The following is a 22,959-nucleotide window of genomic DNA, read 5'->3' as shown; positions in this document are numbered from 1 at the left end:
CTCGTCTCCTTTCTAGGCCTTCCGGGCCTTAAGCGGACTCGGACCTAATTTCTCTAAGAGGCCGGCCATATCCCGGGCGATATGGGCAAAACGCGGACCATGGGTGCCGGACACGTTGTACATAACTAACCGTTCCCGGCCAATGCCGACTTGATCCAAAATTTCCTGGATATGCTCCAAACGTTTCCGGGCACGTGAACTGCCATTGACGTTCATGCACTCATGCTCAGGACAGCCAGCGACAAAGACAGCGTCAGCGCCCTTTTCAAAAGCCTCTAACAACAGTCTGCCGTCAACTTTACCGGCGCAAGGCAATTCAACGGTTTCGATTTTCACGTTAACATCGGCTGGAGGGCCAAGGTCAGAGCTAATTAGCGCACACAAGCGGCAAACAAAACCAACAACTTTACCTTCACTCATATTAACCCACCTCCGTCAACGCGGTCTCAACCCGTGAGAGTACCTCATCGTCCTGATAATGATGGACAAAAATAGCCTTATTCGGACATTCGGATGCACACATGCCACAGCCACGGCAATCAGCAGGCGGAATATAGGCAGCGCCCATTTCTTTCTTCTCGCGAGTGATTTGTGGGATAGTGTAAGGGCAAGTCCGTACACAAGTCAGGCAGGCTGCGCATTTTTCCCATTCTACCTCAGCCACCATACCACCCATCATGAGTGCAGGCTGTGCCAGAATACGAGCCGCGCGCCCAGCTACGCCTTTAGCTTGGGTCAGACATTCAACCACTGATTTTGGCCCATGGGCTGCACCGGATATAAAGATGCCGCCGCCAGGGAAAGCAATCGTACCAAAATTTGAGTGGGTTTCGGAAAGGAAACCATCGGCATTAACCTGAATCTTGAAAATATTGGCAAGCTGCTCGGCTTCCTTGGAAGCCGTCTGAGCTACTGCCAAAATCACCTGATCCGGTTTCAAATTCAAGGTCAGTCCGGATTGCGGATCATTAACAGCCATCGACAGGTTGCCGTCTTTGTCTTTTACTAATACCGGCTTGTCAGTTTCGTCATAGTGGACAAACACTACGCCGGCTTTCCGGGCATCACGGTATTTGAGTTCAAGATAGCCAGGCGTGCGGATATCACGGGATAACACATATACCTTGGCATCAGGGTTTTGCTCTTTAATTTTGGCAGCCGCATATACGGTTTCACCGCAGCAGGTACGGCTGCAGTATTTGTGCTCCTCATTGCGCGAGCCGACGCATTGGACAAAGACATAGGTAGGCTCGCCTTTTGCCGGCAAACGCCCGTCAACCAGCCGGTACATAGCCTCAACACCGGTGATAACCCGCTGATCTTCACCATACATATATTCGGCCGGAACATAGGTTGTCGTGCCTGTAGCCAGGATTACCACGCCATGTTCCACATTCTTAGTTGTTTTTATCTGTCCCTGACCGGTTGCCACCAAAGTGATGAAATGGCCCTGACGACCGCTGAAGTGGGCAACTTCCGAGTTAACCAGCACCTCAATCTTGTCATTCTTGGCAACTTGCTTTTCCAAATTTTCGACAGTTTTCTTTAGGTCATCGGTTTCTAAGCTGCCGGTAAAATTACGGACATAGCCGCCAAGTTCGGCCGACTTCTCAACAATGGTAGAACTATAGCCACGATCAGCTAACGCTAATGCCGCAGCCATGCCGGTAACACCGCCGCCAACGATCAGCGCACGGGGAACAACCGGTTCAGCATGCCATCTTAGCGGTTTAAAGTTCTTGACATCCTTGACAGCACGCACAGTAACAGCAATAGCCGCACTGTTGGCCTTCTCAGAATGATTCTCCCAATTCTTCACAGGCACAGGGGCCATTTCAACCAGCATGCGATTTAAGCCTGCAGCCTGCGCAGCCTCCTGGAAGAGAGTAAGATTGTGTTTCAAGACACAGGGAGCAACCACAATGCGGTTGAGCCCCTGGGTAGCAATCAGGTTTTGTATTTTAGCTATAGCTTCCGGTTGACAGACCGCTTGGTCGCATTCAACCACTACTACATCGCCTTGGCCTTTGGCTGCCTGAATCACAGCTTCGGTATCAGCTCCCATAGCGGCTAACCCGCTTTTGCAGAGGAAAACGCCAAGTCTGAGCGGTTCTTTCGTTACATCACGTTCAGCCACAGGCTTGCGAGCCGGTCGCCCCTCTGATTTGCCCAGTACTCTGGCTGTAGCAGCAGCTGCGGCGCTGGCCAAAGCCATAGTCTCGGGAACATCAAGCGGACCTTGACTGCCGCCGACAGAAAATACGCCGGGGCGTTTGGTATTTACCGGGTCAAGGGGATCTACCTGCACAAAGCCATGTTCATTAAGAGGAAGTTGTAAAATTCCGGCAGTTTCTTTCAGACGGGTGGACGGACGAATACCTGCTGCAAGAACCACCAAATCAAATTCTTCAGCAAGCGGTTTGCTGGCTGCGGCATAATTAATGGATAATTTCTCCGTCACGGGGTCTTCTTTTACCTCGGAAATCATGGTCCGCACATATTTGGTACCTAATTCCTGAGCCCGGGATAAGAAGGTGTCAAAATTCTTGCCACAGGCCCTAAGATCAAGGTAAAAAACCGTAACATCGGTTTTAGGAGAAAATTCTTTTGCCAAGATTGCTTCTTTGGCGGTAAACATACAGCATATTGCCGAACAGTATTCTCCCTTTGACACTACGTCACGGGAGCCTACACACTGTATGAACGCAATTTTTTCCGCGCATTTGCCGTCCGATGGCCGTCTGATACAGTCTGAACGATAGCGGCTCTCAGAGAGCATATGCTCAAACTCTAAGCTGGTGACAACGTTCTTATGATATCCATAGCCGTATTCGCCTTTTTTAGACACATCATACATGCTGAAACCGGCTGCCAGAATAACCGCTCCGACGACGAGTTTTTGGGTGCGCTTGCCGGTTGCGACATCGCTAATGGTAGCTTGGAAGTGGCCTACATCGCCCTGCAGTTCGACCAGTTTGCTGCTGGTATAGAGATGAACAAGCGGATTGTTGTAGGCACGGGTAATGAGCGAACCCAATACCGTACTGGATGCATGGAGATTGCCGCCCAAATACAAAGCAGAAATGTTAACCTGATCACCCCAGACACAGGCTGCCTTGCTGCCATTTTCTGATGAATCGACCAGTTTTCCACCCAGATTTGCTTCATCTGTTATCAAATGAACAGGGTATCCTGCCCCAGCTAATTCCAGAGCCGCCTGCAGACCGGCAATGCCACCGCCAATAACGAGCACATCCTTTTGCATGGCTCTCACTGCCTTTCGATAAAATATCTTTGCTTCACCATCATTGTGAGTAGCCCACCAAGACTAAAGCCATAGGATGAATAAGAATACTATGGATTTGGGCTTGGTGGACTACCGATGTATAACCGCAGAGAAACCGGACATACCTAATAATAGTTCTGCCGGTTTCTCTGGATCGGTTACAACAACTGCAATGATGTCAAGAGCGGTACGGGATCAATAATATGTTTCTTCATCCATTTTTTTGCTTCAGGATGTCCGAAACTAATCCCGAGCAACTCGGTGAAGAAAAATATAGGTATTGGTTTTTGAATTTCTTTCTGCCGGGTTTCCAGAGTCATTTGACATAACGGACATGCAGTCACAATAGCGTCAGCGCCTGCCCGTTGAGCAGCAGTTACCAAGTTTTTGGTTATCTCATAAACAACGTCAGTACGTGGTACTGTTAAGCTGCCACCACAACAGTCGGTTTTGTACGACCATTTCCGCACATCGGCTCCGACCATATTCATCAGCTTATCCATTGCTTGTGGCTGCTCTACATCGTCAAAAGCTACATAGGTCGGCCTTGTAAGCAAACACCCGTAATAAGGTGCAAGCTTAAGTCCCTTAAGGGGTCTTTTGACCTCCCCACCCACTCTGCTAAGAATTTCTTTTCTCATGATGACTTCCAACGGATGTGTAACATGGACATTACCGCTATAGGACGCACCCATTATGCTTTTCAGTTCTTCGTTAGCATCTTTGGCTTCCGGAGTACCTTCCCGCACGTAATGATCAGCGGCTTTTACAAGATTATAACAGGCGGCACATGGCAGCACTAATTCTTTCTGCTGTTCGACTTCGGCGATAACAAGATTTCTCAGTGGCAAAGCGAGCGAAAGGAAACGGTCGGTGGAGTGTCCGGCAGTCGCACCACAGCAATTCCACTCCGGCAATTCAGCCAATTCCAGGTCCAAGGCATCAAATACAGCCTCGGTAGCCATATTATATTCGGCTGCTGTGGAGTGAAGGGAACATCCCGGATAATAACCTAGTTTCATCGTACCTTTTTCTCCTTTGCTCTCTGGAATATTTTCTTGATTTCGCCTTTGCGCCGCTTAAGTGCATTATGAGGTAAGAATGGCATCTTGCCCCGTTTTGTCATTTCTTTGCCGAGGTCCATATCCGCAAAATAAGTCCCTGTACACAGTTTGTAAAGTCCCATAAGTCCAAGTTCATAACCGCGGCCTTCGCCGCCGATTACCGGGAAGCCTTTCATGGAGTCGAGAAACAATTCATAAAACAATTTGATATTGTAATGACTAGCCGGAATCTTATCTTCAGCAATGGTTTCCATTTTAATGGTATCCATAACTTTAGACGTATCGATGCCGTTCGGACAGCGTACAGCGCAGGTCTTGCAACCAACGCATAACCAGGGAGTATTGCTTGTAAATACTTTGTCCTTTTCCCCCAGCTGAATCATCCGCAATATTTCATAGTTATTATGCTCCATGACAAAGTTAATCGGACAGCCACCAGCACACTTCATGCAATGATAGCATGAAGTGATCGGCTGATGTGACTTTTCTTCCATTTCCCGGCAGAAAGAAGTTTTTTCCTTAACGGGTTGATTTACCGTTGACATCATTGACCTCCTTTCCGGGAGTACACCCCCAGCGGAACTAATTACCGCTGTCTGAACACCTTAGCATAGGAGTCGCAGTAAATATCTTTGTTCAAAATAACGCGAGCGGTAGCGATAGCATCAACTAACTCGTCATCGTTAGCATCGCAAATGGCAGAATCCAGACCGGCAGCCATAGCCATAACAGCGAAAGTACGGTTGATGAGCGGACGATGCGGGCTCTTTTGCGATACGTTGGAAAGGCCGACAGTAGTTTTGGGAGGAGGATTGGAAATCATTTTGATTTGACGGATGGTTTCCATAGCTTCAACAGCATGCTCCTGAGCTACGTTAACAGGAAGGATAATCGGGTCGATGAACAGGTTATCAGGCTGCAAACCATAGGCTTCCGCGTTGGCAACAAACTCCATAGCCATAGCAACACGGTCTTCAGCGCTCTTAGGAATACCAACCTTATTGATGCACAGACAAACAACATCGGCTTGATATTTAGCAGCCATCGGGAAAACTCTGTCGATTTTTTCCTGCTCGCAACCAATGGAGTTAATTAATGCGCCTGGTTTGCCATAAGCGATAAGAGCGGCTTCCATAGCATCATAATCAGTGGTATCAATAGCCAGCGGCAAATCGGTACACTCTTTTAAAACATTAATCATCCAAGGAAGATCTACTGTTTGGTCTTCGGAGTTGGGTCCGGTGTTTACGTCAAGGTAATGAGCGCCACCCTCTTTTTGTTTAGCAGCCCACTCTTGTAACGGCTTCGGGTCATGCTCCCGGATAGCTTTACCGATATCTTTAAACATACCATTAATTCTTTCACCAATAATAATCATTAGCAAATCCTCCTTAATATATAATTAATTTTAAGAAAACCCATACATATATTTACAGATGAAATGTTTGAGAATACCCGACAGTCATTGCAACTACGAGCTTAGATTTCAGGAGCCACCATTAAAGCTTCAGCATTTTTCTTGAAGAGACGAACTGCTTCCGGATGACGAAGCACCATGATATGAGCGCCACCTTGTAACAGGCCGGCAGCAGTCATGGCTTCCCAAAGAATGGCACGGTCAGCTTGAACGCCCCAGTTCGGGAAATCGGCTTCGGCAGCAACAGCCTCTTTGGCGCGCCATGCTTCATAACCAACTTGGCAAATTACCGGTTGGGACAGCATTTTGTCACCGCCAAGAGCGCCCAGACGTCCGCGTTCAAGAATCGAGTAAGTATACTCTATACCATAGCCAAGAGCGGCTGTGCTCGGGTCGATAATAATGTTATCGGCAGCCAAACCTAATTCAGTAATAAGGATGTTGAGCTGTTTGCAGATGTTGATATCAAGCGGGCTTTGTGCCAGCACTTTATGCTTGTGAACCATAGCAGCAGCAGCAACCGACTTATAGTTGTCCTGTTCAGCTAAACCGATAAGCAGGTTTTCACCGGCAGCAGCTTCTGCAACAACAGGCAGAACGGCGTTGTCTTTTTCGTCATTACCGCAACCGACTACGATAAGAGGTACGCCTACAGCAGCCAAGACCTCTTTAACTATTTTAGCGCAATCTTCGGGGCTCTTGTTAGCGCCATCGGGATCAGCACCGGCAAGCTTGAGGTAAATCAGGTCTGCGCCGCATTCCACGCATTTTTTGGCCCATTTAACAGGGCAATCCATCACATCGGCAAATACTTCATTCAATAACGGGTGCCAGTCAGGTTTAACATCCTGAATTTCCATTGCGACAACCGGTTTTAAGGGCATATCGCCTTCGAATTGGAGGAACGGCATAGTGGCGTCGCCGCCAACGGTTACTGTGCTGGTACGGGTGCCACCTTGTTCTTTGGTAGCACCGATGGTAACGGTATTAATTTTACCGGTATATTTTTCTTTCAACATATTTGTTGCCATAGTTACGCTCCTTCCAGACTTTTATATTTGTGCTTCTTTACAAATGGCGTTAACCGCCTGTACAGCCACCGAGTTATCTGGTAAATCAAACAACGGCTGGCTTAATAAGTCATATTTGGCTACTTGGGGGTCATAAGGGATTACACCGATTAAGGTAAGACCGGTTTTATCGATCTCAGCTTTGAGTTCGGCAATGTCCTCATCATTTTGTGTCTTAGTAACAACCAAGTAGATGTTCTTTACATCCGACTTAAGGGTATCGACAAGTTGGCGAACACGACCGGCCGAGCGAATACTCCGTGCCGAAGCATCGCTGACAACGAACATATAATCAATATCCTGCGTTACCCGGCGGCTAATGTGTTCCAGACCTGCCTCATTATCCATAAGTACATAGCTGTAGTTTTTGCTAAGCTTATCCATATAACCCTTCAGGAGGTTATTAGGAAAACAATAGCAGCCCGGACCCTCAGGTCCCCCCATCACCAGCATATCAACATAGTCTGATTCAACTAAAGACGATTGGAGTTTATATTCTATATACGTCTCCTGAGTCATACCGGCAGGAATATTTTTCGGGTTTTTGGTACTGGTTATCAGCTCAGAAATTGTTTGTTCAATTTCCATGCCTAGGGCTTCATTCAGGTTGGCATTAGCATCAGCGTCAACCGCCAGAATGGAGCCTTTATTGTTTTTAACCAAATACCGGATAAGGAGTGCGGTAAATGTAGTCTTACCTGTACCTCCTTTTCCTGCCACTGCTATTTGTTTTGCCATGTCTTGAAACTCCTTTCAATGCTCCCAAACTATAGCTTTAAATTATTAAAGATCAACATTGGGAAATAGTGTTAAATCAGTATGTGGAATAAACAGGGATGATACAAATTCGTCCATAAATAAGTTTCCGACCGATAATTCGATATAGGTCAGCTTACTTGCCAGATTGTTGGCTTCAGCCCATGCTTCCTGAGACAATAATGCCATGCAGGCCCCTTTGGCTGATGTATTGCCCACATACTTGTACTTTTGTACAGGTATATCAGGCAACAGACCAATGGCTATAGCATCAGGAATATTGAGATAGTTACCAAATCCGCCTGCCACATAGACGTTTTCGATACTGTCCAGTTCAAAACCGACCACATTTAGCATGGTACGAATTCCGGCAAATACAGCACCTTTTGCTCTGAGCAGATTTTTGACATCAGCTTCACTAATGATGATATCGCGATCAAGGTCAGAATCATCCTGCCAGACAAGAACAAATTCAGGGCCTGCCTCACCAATACGCATCCGGTCAGTTGGCAGACTGGTCTGAAACTTGCCCGCCCGGTCGATAATACCGGTACGCCGCAGTTTCGCCAGGCAGTCGATTAATCCTGAACCGCAGATACCAATGGCTCTGCCGTTATTGATGGTAGTGTAAGATACTTCATAGGTTTGAGGGTCGATTTCCATGCGTTCAATAGCACCATACATAGCCCTCATACCAAAGGTTATCCCAGAACCTTCAAATGCCGGTCCAGCAGAACAAGAACAGGTAACCAGCCAATCACCGGCACCTAATACCATTTCACCGTTCGTACCAATGTCAATCAGGAGAGATATGGGCGCGTCTTCTTTCCCCATATTGGTAAATAAAGTTCCGGAAACGATATCGCCGCCCACATAACTGGCGACTGACGGATAACTAAACACCGGAGCATCAGGATTAACTCTCAGTCCTAATTCCTGCGCTTTAACAACCGGGAAAAAATTAGCTGTGGGAATATACGGTTCCAAACGTATAAATTTGGGGTTAATCCCCAGGAACAAATGCGCCATGGTCGTATTCCCAGCCGTCATAATTACACGAATATCATTTTCTCTAATCGCTCTATGTTTTACCAATATGTCTGAAACCAAGTTATTTACTGTATCGATGATAGCTTGATGAATAGTTTTAAGTCCATCCGTTTCATCGACAGCATATACAATACGGCTAATGACATCATCACCAAAGCGAGCCTGCCGGTTATGAGTTCCCGCCGTATCGACAACTCTGCCTTTTTCAAGGTCAAGAAGATAAGCTGCTACGGTAGTAGTCCCAATATCAACGGCTATACCGTACAGCGGCCGATGGCTATGACCTGGCTCAACGGCAATCACTTCAGCTTTACCACCAACCTCAGACAGCAGTACAGTTACCTTAAAGTTATCAGCCCTTAGAATTTCTCCCAAATCACGAATAATTGCCAGAGGAACATTAATGTCCGTACATTTAGTTTCTTTCCGTAGAACCATAGTCAGGCGATTCAGGTCATCGCGATTGTCCTGAAGACTGGCTGCCGGCAAGGTCAATCGTATACTCCGGCACAGCGGGTGTAAAGGATAGCCGTTAAGCGGGCTTTCTTGCTTTTCTAACAGCAATTCTTTAAGCTGCCAGACATTAAGCAAATAATTACTTAATGCTTCCGACATACCTGCATTTACCGGACTGCTGTCAACCAGGACCTGATGCTTGCTCATGGCAGAAGTTTTAGGTATTTCTACCACCAAATCCTCGTCTTGAACCAGCGTTTGACAGGCTAAGTTGATGCCTTTTTCCATAAGCCGCGCTGCCAAGTGGCTTTCCCTTCTCGCTTTTGCTTTACCATTTTTGAGATGAATTGCACATTTGCCGCAAGTACCGTCACCGCCGCAAGGTGCTTTTATCTCAATATTAGCCTTGCCTGCGGCAGTAAGCAAATCCGTTCCTGACTCTACCTCGACTTTTACGCCGGCGGGAAGAAATGTTACGAACCTTTTGTTCATCCTAAATTATCCTCCTGATTTGTAATGCCGATAGTTCAGCATTTGTTAGCAAGTATAAAGAAAGTATTACTTCATCAGGTGCGGGTAATTAGCTTTGGCGAAAGCCGGAATGCCAGCGGCTTCCTGAGGTCCGACGATTACATCCAAGCCGGATTTTTCTTTAAGCTTGCCACTGATGATAGCAACATAACCAGGAATAACAATATTTTTATGGTTAACCTTGCTCATAATACCCATTTTCTCAACAAACTCGGCAATCGGCTCGGCTACGAATTTACCAGCAGCCCAAGCAGTAAGAACTGATGCGCCGTCAGTGTCGACAGCTACGATATAGCCAGGGATTTTACTGCCAACAACTTCGCCTTCAACAGCAAAGTAGGTAAGAGCAAAGTTAGTGCAGATATATACAGGGCTGTCCGGAGTAACGTCACCAATTTCATAAACCTTAGCGTCAACAGCCATCGGTTTTTGCGGATCGGTGTAGATGTTCATACGCCAAGCCATCAATGGCAGCAGCAGGGCTTGTTCGTCAGCCTTCATGCAAACAATGCTGGCATATTTAGCAACATAAGTAGTTGCTTCAACGATTTCTTCCCTGGCGCAGGTTGCTTGAGTGCAAGCAAGCATCGGATAGCCAAACGGACGAAATTTTTTCTTGATTGCCAGACGACGGGCATTAACCATTTCAGCCAAAGTTTTGGCTTGACTTTGATTACCGAAGTCAATAACTAACTCTTTATATTGAGCAGCCACTTTTTCAACTAAAGCAGCAGTATCATCAAGTCCATTACCTTTTACTACTACCGGGCAGTTATTAGCTTTAGCCAGCTCTACAACTTTTTCCCAGTTTTCAGCAGTTGCGGCGTGAAGAAGGGGTTTTTTAGCAGCTACGGCAGGAACAGCAGCTTCCAAACCTGCTGCATCGGCAACCAGCATGAGAGCGAAGTTAGCTTTAGCAGCTACAGCCTCAACAGCGGCTTTAAAGGTAGCGGCATTGCCAGAGCAGTTAGTGATAGCAACCATATCTATAGCAATTTTTTGTCCAACGCGGTCCATTACCAAAGCGTTAACTTTAGCTATTTTAGCATCTAGTTCTGCACCGGACAGAGTATCAGAAATTTGAATAGCCAATGCGGTAGGATGATAGAAAGTTTTGTCATGACGGAAGAGGACGGTTTCGTCACCCATCACGATTTCCTGTTCGCCTACACCTACTTTAACGGTGCGTACAGGAGGCGCAGTTGCTGCACCTAGTGTTTCTTTAGCAGCCTCAGTTGCATGCGGGCACATATCAAGGGATGCTTTACCATTAGCCATTGCCATTGCAAAAGCTAGGCAGGTAGGTGAACCGCAATCTTTACAGTTAGTTTTGGGTAGTTGTTTGAAAATATCCAAACCTGTTAATGCCATTTTCTCTTCTCCTTTCGAATATAAGAACTTAAAATATGAGAATCGGGACACATCAGAAACGCTATGCTGTTATCCGGATGTGTCCCGAATTCTTCCAAAAAGGTTACTTAGGGTTAATTACATCATCGGATCCATTTTAAGAGCCGGATGTTGTTTTTCTTCAAGGAACGGCAGGATTTCTTCTTCAGTGATACCTACAGTTTCGTCAGCAATCTTGTCAACGAAGTCGGCACCAAGACCAGCAGCTACAGCAGCATCAACCAAGTCTTGACCGAGATATTCTTTGAGCTCTTTCGGCAACCAGACTACACGTCCGAGGCCACCATCGGCAGGAATGAACTTAGAGCTGCAGAGGTAACGACGGCCAATACCCATGAAGCCAGGGGTTTGAACACCGCCGCCGCAAGTGCCGGCCAATGCGGAGAAGGTCATACCGCAAGGAGTATCGCCGGAATGCTCACGGGTAGTAAGCATAACGCCGTTACACAGCGGCAGTATCGCCATAATAGCCTCAAAGCAACCACAGGAAGTCATTGGATCTTCCATCATGGTGTAGAAGTTTACATTTTCTACAGTACGGTTGGAATGAGTGTACAGGAATTCATTCAGATTCTTCCAGCTGCCTTTAGCCTCATCGGTGCATTCACCTTTTTCGATCGGCTGGTTCGGGCCTGTCGGAGTAATCTCATTGGAAGCCTTGGCATCAAGCCAGCTTACAGCACCGCACAAACCTACGCGCTCAGGCGATACGATACAAACATGGTTCGGTGCGAAGGACTGACAGAGTGTGCAGGAGTAGTAGGTCTCAACCGACTCATCGGTAAGGCCTTTGAGACGGGCATCACGAGCTGCGTATTTTTCAATAGCAAGCTTGATTTTATCTTCAATAACATCTTTATCAGTGATAATGGTAACTTGTACCCGGTCAATAATTGCCGGATAATCTGATTTGAATTTGGCAATAAGAATTTCGCCGATATCCTTAATTTTGAAACCTAATTCTTTAGCGTTTTTGCCGATACGCACCCACATCATGTTACGCTGGGCTACGTGCCACAAACCTTCACCATAGTTAATGAAGTAGTGGATACGGCGCTCAAGCACGCCTTCGAAGTCTTCCTGCATCTTACGGCCATAGACGTCAACCATAACGCCCAGCGGGAAGACGCTGCCTTCCGGCATTTCATCAATTTCTGGTCCGATAACTTCGATTTTGCCGTCTTCAACCTGGTCGGCATCAACCATGCGAACAAGCTCGAAGCTGGTGGAGCGGCCGCCGCCGAACTCAACATGTGCATCTTTTTTACGGATGGTTTCGCCTTCGAAAGCCGGTCCAATGGTGATAGGTACAGGGATATCAACAATTTTGATTTTAATGCCGCGCATTTCGAGACCGAGTTTGCCAATCTTCTCATAATCAGGCTCAGATTGATACCAGTCAGGAATTTCTTCAGCAACCGGCTGGTCGGTGACAATCGGGAAGCCCATGAAGATAGCGCCAAATTCAGCAGCAAATTTAACGATATCATTAGGTCCAAGCTGGATTACGAACGCAAGTACGCGTTTTGCCTGATATTCAATAGCACGTTCACGCTGTCCGGCAGGAATGCCACCGAAAGCAAGACCGGCACGGAAAGCAAAGTTAACAGCATGGATAACCTGGGTGAAGTTACCGAGAGGGAAGGTAATGAAGTCAGCGCCAATTTTAACATTTTCTTCAATACATTGCTCGATTACTTCGTTGGCCAGGAAAATCATGATGCCTTTGGATTGGAGGTCTTTTACCAGTTTGCCGGTGGATTTGCTGTCTTTGCCTTTACCGACGATAACAGCAACACCAGGGATAGTTTGGTCAACCAAAGGTACACCGAATTTACGAAGAATAGGATCACCGATAAAACCGCAATACGGATATTTATCAGGTTTAGCGCCATTGATGTAACGAAGTGCTTCAATAATCTCAGCTGCATACAGGGTAGCTTCACCGTTCAATTTAGCATTTTCAAAATTCAGTTCTTCTTTTATGTTAGTGGTCCGAACCCGATTAAGAATGGGGGCGAGATCACCAATTGTATTTACTTCCTCACCGCTCAGCGCAGTGATAACCGGTAATCTGTATGCGGTTTCAGGATATTTAACCGGGCAGTCGGCACCATATTCCTTAATAGCTTTCGCCAGAAGAATTTCTGCGTAGCTGGTAGCTGTGACAGCACCTTCATAGGCGCCTTTAAAAAGCTCCATAGACATATTGTTTTTCTTCCTCCTTCATAGAGTCAATTTCTCATTATCTATTGAGTAGCTAATAGCAGGGTATCAAAGTTAATTACTCGGCAGCCTCTTGTGCATCACGGGCTTTTTTACGCATAGCATTCTTCCAATTGCGTTCTTCCAGTATCTCGACCATTCTGGCAGAAGCTTTATGAGCATCCGGTTCCCAGAAAAAGAAACCGCCAAATACGTCTTCCGCAACTTTGGTAACAACATCATTGACAAGCTGGCTACCAACAGTCGGAGCAATAACACCAACGTGGGTAGGATTACCATAGGCAACGTTCCAGGAACCGATAGCAACAGCCTTTTCCGACATTGCTTCCGGAGCGCTGACAACATAAGGAACTTCTGCATATTCTAAGCCCATAGTGTTAGCCAGATCTGTAGCAAAGTCCTGGCAACGGCTATTGTCAACACAAGAACCCATGTGGAACATCAGCGGCAACTCTTCAGTTAAGCCGGCAACTGCATTCAAACGGGCAAAGAATTTTTTCAGACCTTCACCTGCATATTCTTTAACAGCATCACCGTTCATCATACCAGCCAGCGCGTGAGCCTGAGCTGAACAACCGGTAGCTATAAGAAGAACATCGTTCTTAGCCAACTCTTTGGCGATTGTAGTATGGTTGTAGTCATGAGTGCCTTTCAGGTTATTACAGCCAATAAGAGCTGCAACCCCTTTAATTTCTCCGGCCTCAATCGCGTCGGCAACAACTTTCATCGGATTTTCCGGGTTAATTTTTCTAAAAATGTTATACATGGCTTCTAAAGTGAAACCAGCAACAACTTTATTTCTGAGTTCGGGAATACATACTTTTGACTTATCCCGGTTTTTATAGGCATCAATAGCTAAACGGATAATTTCTTTGGCACTGTCAACAGCTTGGTGCTCATCAAACGCAAAATGATATGATCCAGGAATCTTCATGATTGGCATGGTGGTAACGATCTTAGTGTGATAGCATTCAGCGGCAGAGCGTATGCTCGGCATGATACACTGAACGTCAACAACCATTGCGTCCATAGCACCAGTCATAATAGCAAGCTCTTGGGTAGCAAAGTTAGTGGCAATGGCAACGCCTTCACGAGTCAGAACCTCGTTACCGGTGCAGCAGATACCAACAAGGTTAATGCCTGCAGCGCCAGCAGCTTTAGCTTCCTCCTGCATTTCTTTGGCAGCCTTAACAACCATTTGGGAAAGAAGCGGATTATGACCATGGAGAGCAATATTAACTTTATCTTCTTTGATTGCGCCAAGATTAGCCTCAGTTACTACAGGAACGCCAGTACCAAAGAGAATATCCGACAAGTCGGTAGCAAGATGCTGACCGTCGATATCGCACAAGGCAGCCTTAAGACCACCAAAAATAATATTAACAGGGTCGGAGTCAACACCGATATGAGTTTGGTGGAGTAATTTGGCCAGACTTAAGTTAATGCCGGAAGGCATAATAGCAGTTTTACGCCAAATGTTAAGTCTTTCTTCATTTGTATAAGCGTTAATCCAGGCAAGCTCTTTAGTCTCATCAACACGGCCAAATTCAGCAAGAGCTGCGCTAGCTACGTCTTTGCAGATTGCCATCATTTCGCGGCCTTCGGTTTCAACACCGATTTTTTTCGCAACTCTTATGAGCTTATCGGCATCTGTGATTTTATAGTCATGAACTCTTCCTTCAGCAACACTTAGCAGAACTTCTGCGATTTCGCGGCCATGGTCGGAGTGAGCCGCAGCGCCGCCTGCAATGTAACGAACGGTATTTCTAGCAACGATGGTGTAGTCAGCGGCACCACAAATACCTTTATTACCACCTGGTTTCTTGGGCAGAATGCGGCAAGGACCTTGTAAGCAAATACGGCAGCAAATACCAGTATTGCCAAAGGTACAACGAGGCTCTTGAGCTTTGGCGCGATCAAATGTTGTTAAAAAGCCGATTTCTTTGGCTTTATCCAGCATCTGAGTTGCTGCCACGTCAATTGTTCTTTGTTCGGACATTCTTCTTTTCCTCCCTATGTTCATCATAGTTGTTTTTCAGGTGAATCCACTTACAAGGAGCTTAACTAGTCAGGATCGGTTAATTATGAGGTTTTTTTCACAAACTCTACACTTACAGGTATTCGCCCTTAGGCGGGCGAATACCTGCTGAGTTATGAGAAAATTTTTGTATATTTTTGTTTTTTTATAAAATTTAGAACAAACCGCTAACTTTGCCGGTATTAACGTCAACATCAATACGGCGATATGCAGGGTCAGAGCTGGTTCCCGGCATCAAGCTGATAGCACCGGCCATCGGGCAGAGGAATTTGGCGCCGCCATAAACCAGGATGTCGCGAATCGGCAGTCTCCAGCCTTTCGGTACGCCTTTCCAGGTCGGTTCATGCGACAAGGACAGGTGGCTCTTAACCATCATCGTGCAATAATCGGCGTACTTAGGATCAGACTCAAATTTCTGTGCTTTTTCTTGAGCCAGAGGAGCCCAGTCAACACCATCGGCACCATAAACTTCTTTGGCAATAAGCTCAACGCGTTGACGAAGCGGCATTTCAAGCGGATACAGATATTTGAAATCAACTTTTTCTTTACAAGCATCCATAACAGCATCAGCCAGATCAAGAGCGCCGTCGCCACCCTTGGCCCAATGCTCGGAAACAGCGGCGCGAGCGCCTGCTTGTTCAGCAATCCTTTTCACAAGCGCATGTTCGGCAGCAGTATCTGTGTAGAAAGCGTTGATACAAACAACAGGCTTAATACCGGATTTCTTAATCATGTTGATCAAGTGCACCATGTTTTCACAGCCTTTTTCTAAGAGGCCAAGGTTTTCTTTGGTGTACTCGTCAGGAAGCGGACGGCCTGGTACAACGGTAGGTCCGCCACCATGCATCTTAAGGGCGCGAACAGTGGCAACCAGGATAGAAACGTTAGGCTTAAGTCCGCTTAAGCGGCACTTAACGTTCCAGAATTTTTCAAAGCCGATGTCGGCAGCAAAACCAGATTCAGTTACATGATAATCAAAGCACTTCAAGCCTATGCGGTCAGCAATAATAGAGGACTGGCCAATAGCGATATTGGCAAACGGGCCGGCATGTACGAAGCAAGGCTGACCTTCTACTGTGGAGCAAAGTGTCGGATTGATGGTATTACGCATCCAAGCAGTCATAGCGCCATCAACTTCCAGGTCACCGGTAGTGACAGGTTCGCCTTGTCTGTTATAACCAACTACGATATGCTTGAAGCGTTCGCGCATATCTGCCAGATCTTTCGCAACAGCCAAAATAGCCATCAATTCAGAACCAACAGCAATACCGAACTTGGAATGCATCATAAAGCCGTCTTTTTTACCACCAAGACCCATAATGATGTTACGGAGACCTTGGGCTGCAAAGTCAATTACCCAGCCCATTTCTATGTTTTTGGGGTCAATATCTAAACGCTTGAGGTTTCTCTTAGCCAATTCAGCATCAGTATAGTTAGCCTCATGCTGCATTCTGGCATTCATAGCTACCATACCCAGGTTATGCGCATTCATAATGTCATTGATGTCGCCGGTCAAACCAAGCGAAAACTCAGTCATCGGAATGAGGAGCGCATTACCGCCGCCGGCAGCAGTGCCCTTAACGTTCATGGTAGGTCCGCCGGAAGGCTGCCTTAGGGCACCGCCAACGTTTACACCGCGTTTTCCAAGACCTTCCATGATACCGATGGAGGTAGTTGATTTGCCTTCACCAAGCGGAGTAGGAGTAATGGCGGTTACCTCAATGTAGTTGCCGTCAGGTTTATCCTTCAGGCGGTCAATGACTTTCAGAAAATCGACTTTCGGGGTTTTGCCGTAAGGAATAATTTCGTCCTTTTGCAGTCCCAGAATTTCCTGGTACTTCTCGGTACTGGGAAGATTTCCTGCGGCCTCCGCCGCCTCAGCGATTTGCCAATCCTTCATTTGCGTAGCATCCCAAGCCATAAATCTAAATCCCCCTTTTAAGTTGTTATTTAAGAATGCAAGCTATTTTTTAACTTTACATCCTGTAACGATACGTCCATAGATTTCTTCCATGGTCGTTTTGAAGGCTCCGGTAAGTATGTCTGCTTCGTTTCCGAGAGCGACATCCAGCAGTTCGTCATCAAAGCGAATGACACCTAACAGTTCTTGAGTCGTAAACTGTTCCTGGATGAATGTTTCTTCTTTCGGAGAACGAATCTTATTAGCAATAACTTTTGTAACCTCAATGCCCAAATCATTAGCCAGCTGCATGACTACTCTTGCGGTTTGAACACTGGTCTTACTCGGTTCTGTAACAACAAGCATCAGGTCTACACCTTTTGATGTGCCACGGGTCAAGTGTTCAATGCCTGCTCCCATATCAAGAATAACCACATCGTCCTTATCCAGGATCAAAGCGTCTACTACGGAGAACAGAAATGCATTTTCGCGGCAATAACATGCTGAACCGCCTGGTTTAATAGCGCCCATTCGTAAAAATCTGATGTTACCCACGCTAATGGAATACTCATCTAATATGTCATCCACATCAGGATTAAGACTATAGAATAAACCACCACCGGCACTTTTCTGCTTAATGGTTTCTTCCATGTCAATTAGTGGAATTACTTTAGCCAAGATATCATCAGGAATTCCTAAAGCCAAGCCTAAACTTGCATCAGGATCAGCGTCTACTGCGTAAACACGGCGGCCCTCACGGGCAAATAATTTAGCTAAACTGGCAGAGACAGACGTTTTTCCGACGCCGCCTTTGCCGGAGACTGCAATTTTCAAAGTTTCACCTCCTTAAATTTGGTTATCTCAAACAAATTGTATTGTTTGCGAAAATTTCATATTGCCGGTATATATGGAATTGTCTGTCAAATACAGGCAGTATCTGCTCGCCGCTTAACTTAAGGTTCGAACTGTTTTATTGAGCAGACTGGCGCCGGCAGCAGCAGCCACCACTAAATCCTCGGTGGGTAGATAATACTGAGCCGTAGCATCAAATAATACAGTTGCATTAGCCGGGAACTCCTCGTCCCCTTCCCAGATAACATAAGTTATCGGAATGCGCGGTAAAATGTCCAGTGTAATAGAGACATCACCATATTGGGCAAATGTAACTCCCAGCTTTTCACCCACTTGGCGCAATAAACCGGATTTTTTCCCAAATATGGCCTTAAAACCGCCAAGTACCCGGCCATTGAATGGCTGCAAATAAATCATGCCGCCTGGTATTTCTTTAAAAGATATCAACTGCCCGGACAGAGCGTGTCCGCTTGCAGTAAACAGGTAGTGAAGCAAAACTACTTTAGTGGCTATCGGCACCGGTTCCTGGCGTCCGGCAAAGCTGACTTCCCCGTCAGGATAGCTTACAGTGTACATGTCATTTATGTATTGAAGTGTAAATACACCACCATCAAATTCAGCGCCACTGTTTGCGGCCATTTCTTCCGGATTTTTAGCAGCTAAGCCAGCGCAAGCTTTTTCATAAGCCAACTGATAGCCATCCTGCAGATGCTGTGAATTACTGTTACCGGTTTGCATTGGCTGTGCCCCCTAGTGCAATAGCAGAATTACAAATATTGTTAAGCCAATCCGTTTTGCATTTCGCAAGCCTGAATGGTTTGCTTGCAGAGCACGACGGTTGTAACTGAGCCAACACCGCCGGGAACCGGAGTGATTTTGGCAACAATCGGCTCTACTTCGGCGTAGTCAACATCACCGCAATATTTTCCAGGATTGTCCGGATCTTCATTAATCCCAACGTCAATTACTACTTGACCTGGTTTTACAAAATTAGCCTTAACCATTTTGGCCCGGCCCACTGCGGCAATGAGAACATCGGCGTCGGCACAGACTGCCGGCAGATTATCTGTCCGTGAATGGCAAATGGTTACTGTTGCATTCTCTCTTAAGAGCAGCATGGCAACAGGCTTGCCAACTACTTGGGAACGACCCAGGACAACGGCTTTCTTACCTTTTAACGGGATATCATAGAATTTGAGAATATCCATACAGGCCGTAGGAGTACAGGGCGGGAAGCCGGTAGGATCGTCCGTGTAAACTTTAGCGGCACTGCCAATGGTCATGCAGTCGACATCTTTTTCTACAGGAATAAGACTGCGAATTTTTTTCTCATCCAATTGCTTGGGCAGTGGCGCAAACATGAGAATACCATTGACTTCTTTATTAGCGCCAACCTCGATCACGGCTTTTTCAAAAGCAGCCTGATCAATATCGGCAGGATATTCGAAAACTTGGTATTCCATGCCAATGGACTCACAGGTTTTCTTGGCGCCGCCCTCATAGAAGAGATCGTCAGGACGGGCACCGACCCGGATAATCCCCAACTTGGGAGTAATACCTTTAGCTTTAATGGCTGCCACCTTTTGGGAGAGTTCCTCCTTCATGGCATCGGCCACCGCTTTACCGGCTAATCTTTCGGCCATCGTCAGATTCCTCCTATTTCTTTATCTTATTAAGAACCAGTTCAAGCGTAGCATCAGCGATTCTGGAGCCATCGGCCAGCAATTGTTCCATTTCCGCTTTGTTTTTGTTAACATATTCCTGATCCTTAATTGTATTCAGGTTTATCACAACATTGAGCATCCCGCTGATCAGGGCGGATTTTAAAAATACTACGCCGCAGCCGACATCGGAAATTGCCAAATTGGTGCCAATTTGACCCATGCGCTCGTGCAATTTAATTCCTTCGTAGCATTTACGCATAATTTCCATCGGGCCTTCACAGGCATCTTTCGAGCATTTTTCCATAACTTGTTCTTTATAAGCTATCTGCTCTGGTGTGTCTTTGGGCAAGCCATAGGCTTTGGAAAGTGGCTCAAATACCGCCGCATCCTCATCCACCAATTTTTTTAAATCATCAATTACCTTGTTGCCTTTAACAATTAGGTCTTTAACTTCCTCTTCCACTTCGGCATATTTCTTTTTGCCTACAGTCAAGTTGCCGACCATGTTGGAAAGAGCCATCCCGATGGCACCGCCAAGGGCTGCTGCACCGCCACCGCCCGGTACCGGAGCTTTGGAGGCCAGCACTTCCAGAAAATCAGAGCAGGACTTGTCTAGCATACTCATGGTTCTTAATCCTCCCAATTCTTCCGTTAATTTGAAATAACAACAGCATGTTTTCCCGACAACATTATTTGTTTGTTATTTCACATACATTTCATTTGAAAAAATTCGCTTTATATTCTGAAATTCCTGCTAGTTTTTAACTGCTTAAAAAAAATATTATTGTCGCATTTTGGCGAATTTTCATTTTATTACACGACAAAACCTCCCTGTCGAAAAACATGGAGGTTTTGTCGTGTAATGTCTTTGGCATATTTACAAATATAGCTAAATTTCGCACCATTGCTAATCCAAGCACTATTGTTTACCGCACCATATATAATGAAATAACGGTAAAGATAAACAGCAAAGTGCTCACCAAGCCGTTGCGCATGAAATAGCGCTGAGTAACCTGGCGCAAATCATCCGGACTGACAATAGAATGCTGATAGATTAAAACAATGGCAGCTAATGCCACGCCAATATAATAGATAAAATGCAAATTCAACAATACTCCGACAATCATAAAACCAAAAATACTTATGCCATGCATGTATTTCGACAGCTTCAAAGCGCCGTCAACACCGAAACGTACCGCCATTGAGTGGAGGCCATGGGTTTTATCAAACGCCACATCCTGACAGCCATAGATCACGTCAAAGGCAGCAATCCATACCCCCACCGATAATCCGAGAAAAAGTACAGCATAAGAAACTTCACCGGCAACGGCAATCCACGCACCAACAGGGGCTGCCGCCAAGGCCACCCCTAGAACCAGATGACAGGTCCAGGAAAATCGCTTCATATACGGATAGACGACTAAAGGTATTAGTGCTAACGGCCAGAGTTTTAAGCAAAGCGGTTGCAATTGGGATGCAGCCAGAAGGAACACCAGGAGACAAACAATAATGAGAAGAGCGGCCTCCCAGGTTTTCACCGCGCCGGTAACCATTGGCCGTTTGGTAAACCGGGGATGCTGCCTGTCATATTTTAAATCAATATAATTATTAAGAGCCAGTGCCGCACTGCGGGCACCGATCATAGCCAGCGTAACCCACAAAAGGTCGTGAGCACTGGGAAAACCGCCGGCAGCCAAAAACGCTCCCATATAGGCAAATGGCAGCGCAAACACGGAATGGGACAAAGCAATATTATCAAGGTGGGCTTTTAACTTACTCAAGTCCTAAATCCTTCCATTTAACGTCAACCATTTTCTTAATGTCGTCAGACATGGTGATCTCATCAGGCCATTCACGGGTTTGTCCTTCTGACGGCCATGATTTTGTAGCGTCAATACCCACTTTTGTTCCCCAATTGGGCATTGGCGAGGAATGGTCGAGAACGTCAAGCGGTCCGTCTACCATAACAATGTCGCGCCTGGCATCAATATTATTAAATACCCGCCACCAAACTTCCTCCATCACCTGAACATTAACATGCTCATCAACGACAATAATCATTTTAGTAAACATCATTTGTCCCATACCCCAGATGGCGTGCATTACCTTTTTAGCCTGCTGCGGGTAGCTCTTTTTAATGGATATCACTGCACAATTATGGAATACGCCTTCCAGCGGCAGATTGATATCAACAATCTCGGGCAGCTGCATTTGCAGCACCGGCAAGAAAATGCGTTCTGTCGCTTTAGCCAGAAAGCAGTCTTCCATCGGCGGCTTACCCACAATGGTAGCCGGATAAATTGGATCTTTGCGATGAGTTATGCAGGTAATATGAAAAACAGGGTAATTATCGGCCAATGAATAGTAGCCGGTATGGTCACCAAAGGGCCCTTCCAGACGTAATTCGTCCAGGTTTACATAGCCCTCAAGCACAATCTCCGAACCTGCCGGTACTTCAACATCAATTGTCTCACATTTAACCATTTCCACGGCTTTTTTTCTTAAAAAACCGGCAAAAACCATTTCATCAATATCTCGCGGCAAAGGTGCTGTAGCCGCATAGGTAATCACAGGATCGCCGCCAATGGCAACCGCAACTTCAATCTTATCTTTACCTAACTCCCTGTGGGCACGGTAATTTTCGGCCCCGTTTTTGTGAATATGCCAATGCATGCCTGTTGTTTTTTGGTCAAAAACCTGTAACCGGTACATGCCAACATTACGTTTGCCATTAACAGGGTTCTTGGTGAATACCAACGGCAATGTAATAAACCGGCCGGCATCTCCCGGCCAGCATTTCAGTATCGGAAATTTATCCAGTGAAGGCTGATCTTTAATAATAATTTCCTTGCACGGTGCATTTTTCACATATTTAGGAAAGTTGATTGCCCGCTTAGCTGTCGGGATAATTTTAACCAAATCCAGTTTATTTTGTAATGAAATATAAGGCAGCTTCAAAATTTGTCGTATTTCCTGGGCAATATCATCAATTTTATCGACACCAAGCGCTAAAGCCATACGTTCCATGCTACCGAACGCATTCATTAATACCGGCACATCATAGCCTGTAACATTCTCAAACAGCAGGGCGACATTCTTATCTCCTTGCATTTTAGAGACCCGGTCGGTAATTTCGGTAATTTCAAGCTCACAATCGACTGGCTGACTGATGCGTTTCAGCCATCCCCGCGACTCCAGTGCAGCAATAAATTCCCGTAGATCATTGTAGGCCAAGTCAA

The 22,959-nt window shown here is 46.1% G+C and carries 18 protein-coding genes; all 18 read right to left on the bottom strand.

Translation table 11 applies throughout. The features are described 5' to 3' along the window. Positions 1 to 12: 12 nt before the first annotated feature. Positions 13 to 420, bottom strand: coding sequence for a hydrogenase iron-sulfur subunit (locus SPSPH_RS06915; RefSeq protein ID WP_075754469.1), 408 nt, complete (start codon positions 418 to 420; stop codon positions 13 to 15). Between the two features lies 1 nt (position 421). After that, positions 422 to 3,265 carry an FAD-dependent oxidoreductase gene (locus SPSPH_RS06910; RefSeq protein WP_075754467.1) on the bottom strand — a complete coding sequence of 948 codons (2,844 nt, stop codon included), beginning with the start codon at positions 3,263 to 3,265 and terminating at the stop codon, positions 422 to 424. 179 nt (positions 3,266 to 3,444) lie between these two features. Continuing rightward, entirely contained in the window at positions 3,445 to 4,308 is an 864-nt protein-coding gene (locus SPSPH_RS06905) for a CoB--CoM heterodisulfide reductase iron-sulfur subunit B family protein (RefSeq protein ID WP_075754465.1), read from the bottom strand. Beyond that, positions 4,305 to 4,898: a 4Fe-4S dicluster domain-containing protein gene (locus SPSPH_RS06900; protein WP_083945441.1), complete on the bottom strand. Its 594-nt coding sequence runs from the start codon at positions 4,896 to 4,898 to the stop codon at positions 4,305 to 4,307. The genes SPSPH_RS06905 and SPSPH_RS06900 overlap by 4 nt, the downstream gene beginning before the upstream one ends. A 38-nt stretch (positions 4,899 to 4,936) precedes the next feature. Beyond that, positions 4,937 to 5,728 carry a methyltetrahydrofolate cobalamin methyltransferase gene (locus SPSPH_RS06895; protein ID WP_075754461.1) on the bottom strand — a complete coding sequence of 264 codons (792 nt, stop codon included), beginning with the start codon at positions 5,726 to 5,728 and terminating at the stop codon, positions 4,937 to 4,939. Positions 5,729 to 5,829: 101 nt separating this feature from the next. Beyond that, entirely contained in the window at positions 5,830 to 6,798 is a 969-nt protein-coding gene (locus SPSPH_RS06890; protein ID WP_075754459.1) for an acetyl-CoA decarbonylase/synthase complex subunit delta, read from the bottom strand. A gap of 21 nt (positions 6,799 to 6,819) precedes the next feature. Continuing rightward, entirely contained in the window at positions 6,820 to 7,575 is a 756-nt protein-coding gene (locus tag SPSPH_RS06885) for an AAA family ATPase (RefSeq protein ID WP_075754457.1), read from the bottom strand. Between the two features lie 45 nt (positions 7,576 to 7,620). Continuing rightward, positions 7,621 to 9,591, bottom strand: a complete 1,971-nt coding sequence (locus SPSPH_RS06880) for an ASKHA domain-containing protein (protein WP_075754455.1) — start codon at positions 9,589 to 9,591, stop codon at positions 7,621 to 7,623. 66 nt (positions 9,592 to 9,657) lie between these two features. Then, on the bottom strand, positions 9,658 to 11,001 hold the full coding sequence (gene acsC, locus SPSPH_RS06875; protein WP_075754453.1) for an acetyl-CoA decarbonylase/synthase complex subunit gamma: 1,344 nt from the start codon (positions 10,999 to 11,001) through the stop codon (positions 9,658 to 9,660). 117 nt (positions 11,002 to 11,118) lie between these two features. Then, on the bottom strand, positions 11,119 to 13,248 hold the full coding sequence (gene acsB / locus SPSPH_RS06870; protein ID WP_075754451.1) for an acetyl-CoA decarbonylase/synthase complex subunit alpha/beta: 2,130 nt from the start codon (positions 13,246 to 13,248) through the stop codon (positions 11,119 to 11,121). A 76-nt stretch (positions 13,249 to 13,324) separates the two neighbouring features. Continuing rightward, complete coding sequence (gene cooS, locus SPSPH_RS06865; protein ID WP_075754449.1) at positions 13,325 to 15,265, bottom strand: anaerobic carbon-monoxide dehydrogenase catalytic subunit; 1,941 nt, start codon at positions 15,263 to 15,265, stop codon at positions 13,325 to 13,327. Between the two features lie 193 nt (positions 15,266 to 15,458). After that, positions 15,459 to 17,225, bottom strand: coding sequence for a formate--tetrahydrofolate ligase (locus tag SPSPH_RS06860; protein ID WP_075754447.1), 1,767 nt, complete (start codon positions 17,223 to 17,225; stop codon positions 15,459 to 15,461). Positions 17,226 to 17,267: 42 nt separating this feature from the next. Next, positions 17,268 to 18,038 carry a P-loop NTPase gene (locus SPSPH_RS06855; protein WP_075754445.1) on the bottom strand — a complete coding sequence of 257 codons (771 nt, stop codon included), beginning with the start codon at positions 18,036 to 18,038 and terminating at the stop codon, positions 17,268 to 17,270. 114 nt (positions 18,039 to 18,152) lie between these two features. Further along, positions 18,153 to 18,794 carry a DUF3786 domain-containing protein gene (locus SPSPH_RS06850; RefSeq protein WP_075754443.1) on the bottom strand — a complete coding sequence of 214 codons (642 nt, stop codon included), beginning with the start codon at positions 18,792 to 18,794 and terminating at the stop codon, positions 18,153 to 18,155. A 41-nt stretch (positions 18,795 to 18,835) separates the two neighbouring features. Further along, on the bottom strand, positions 18,836 to 19,699 hold the full coding sequence (locus tag SPSPH_RS06845; protein WP_075754441.1) for a bifunctional 5,10-methylenetetrahydrofolate dehydrogenase/5,10-methenyltetrahydrofolate cyclohydrolase: 864 nt from the start codon (positions 19,697 to 19,699) through the stop codon (positions 18,836 to 18,838). Positions 19,700 to 19,712: 13 nt separating this feature from the next. After that, complete coding sequence (locus SPSPH_RS06840; protein ID WP_075754439.1) at positions 19,713 to 20,345, bottom strand: cyclodeaminase/cyclohydrolase family protein; 633 nt, start codon at positions 20,343 to 20,345, stop codon at positions 19,713 to 19,715. Positions 20,346 to 20,646: 301 nt separating this feature from the next. Next, positions 20,647 to 21,501 carry a UbiA-like polyprenyltransferase gene (locus SPSPH_RS06835; RefSeq protein ID WP_075754437.1) on the bottom strand — a complete coding sequence of 285 codons (855 nt, stop codon included), beginning with the start codon at positions 21,499 to 21,501 and terminating at the stop codon, positions 20,647 to 20,649. After that, positions 21,494 to 22,954 (bottom strand): menaquinone biosynthesis decarboxylase, encoded by a 1,461-nt coding sequence (locus SPSPH_RS06830; protein ID WP_075754435.1) that lies wholly within the window; start codon positions 22,952 to 22,954, stop codon positions 21,494 to 21,496. The genes SPSPH_RS06835 and SPSPH_RS06830 overlap by 8 nt, the downstream gene beginning before the upstream one ends. Positions 22,955 to 22,959 lie beyond the last annotated feature (5 nt).

Source organism: Sporomusa sphaeroides DSM 2875, assembly GCF_001941975.2.
GTDB classification, from domain to species: domain Bacteria; phylum Bacillota; class Negativicutes; order Sporomusales; family Sporomusaceae; genus Sporomusa; species Sporomusa sphaeroides.
Note: the sequence above shows the minus strand (reverse complement) of the source record. Positions and strands in the feature narration are given on the sequence as shown.

Bases quoted from the DNA above. Each gene is read 5' to 3' on its own strand.
- cooS (WP_075754449.1), bottom strand. From the start codon at position 15,265: ATGTCCGAACAAAGAACAATTGACGTGGCAGCAACTCAGATGCTGGAT.
- SPSPH_RS06900 (WP_083945441.1), bottom strand. From the start codon at position 4,898: ATGATGTCAACGGTAAATCAACCCGTTAAGGAAAAAACTTCTTTCTGC.
- SPSPH_RS06905 (WP_075754465.1), bottom strand. From the start codon at position 4,308: ATGAAACTAGGTTATTATCCGGGATGTTCCCTTCACTCCACAGCAGCC.
- SPSPH_RS06915 (WP_075754469.1), bottom strand. From the start codon at position 420: ATGAGTGAAGGTAAAGTTGTTGGTTTTGTTTGCCGCTTGTGTGCGCTA.
- acsC (WP_075754453.1), bottom strand. From the start codon at position 11,001: ATGGCATTAACAGGTTTGGATATTTTCAAACAACTACCCAAAACTAAC.
- SPSPH_RS06860 (WP_075754447.1), bottom strand. From the start codon at position 17,225: ATGGCTTGGGATGCTACGCAAATGAAGGATTGGCAAATCGCTGAGGCG.
- SPSPH_RS06910 (WP_075754467.1), bottom strand. From the start codon at position 3,265: ATGCAAAAGGATGTGCTCGTTATTGGCGGTGGCATTGCCGGTCTGCAG.
- SPSPH_RS06845 (WP_075754441.1), bottom strand. From the start codon at position 19,699: ATGGCCGAAAGATTAGCCGGTAAAGCGGTGGCCGATGCCATGAAGGAG.
- SPSPH_RS06885 (WP_075754457.1), bottom strand. From the start codon at position 7,575: ATGGCAAAACAAATAGCAGTGGCAGGAAAAGGAGGTACAGGTAAGACT.
- SPSPH_RS06880 (WP_075754455.1), bottom strand. From the start codon at position 9,591: ATGAACAAAAGGTTCGTAACATTTCTTCCCGCCGGCGTAAAAGTCGAG.
- SPSPH_RS06840 (WP_075754439.1), bottom strand. From the start codon at position 20,345: ATGAGTATGCTAGACAAGTCCTGCTCTGATTTTCTGGAAGTGCTGGCC.
- SPSPH_RS06895 (WP_075754461.1), bottom strand. From the start codon at position 5,728: ATGATTATTATTGGTGAAAGAATTAATGGTATGTTTAAAGATATCGGT.
- acsB (WP_075754451.1), bottom strand. From the start codon at position 13,248: ATGTCTATGGAGCTTTTTAAAGGCGCCTATGAAGGTGCTGTCACAGCT.
- SPSPH_RS06890 (WP_075754459.1), bottom strand. From the start codon at position 6,798: ATGGCAACAAATATGTTGAAAGAAAAATATACCGGTAAAATTAATACC.
- SPSPH_RS06850 (WP_075754443.1), bottom strand. From the start codon at position 18,794: ATGCAAACCGGTAACAGTAATTCACAGCATCTGCAGGATGGCTATCAG.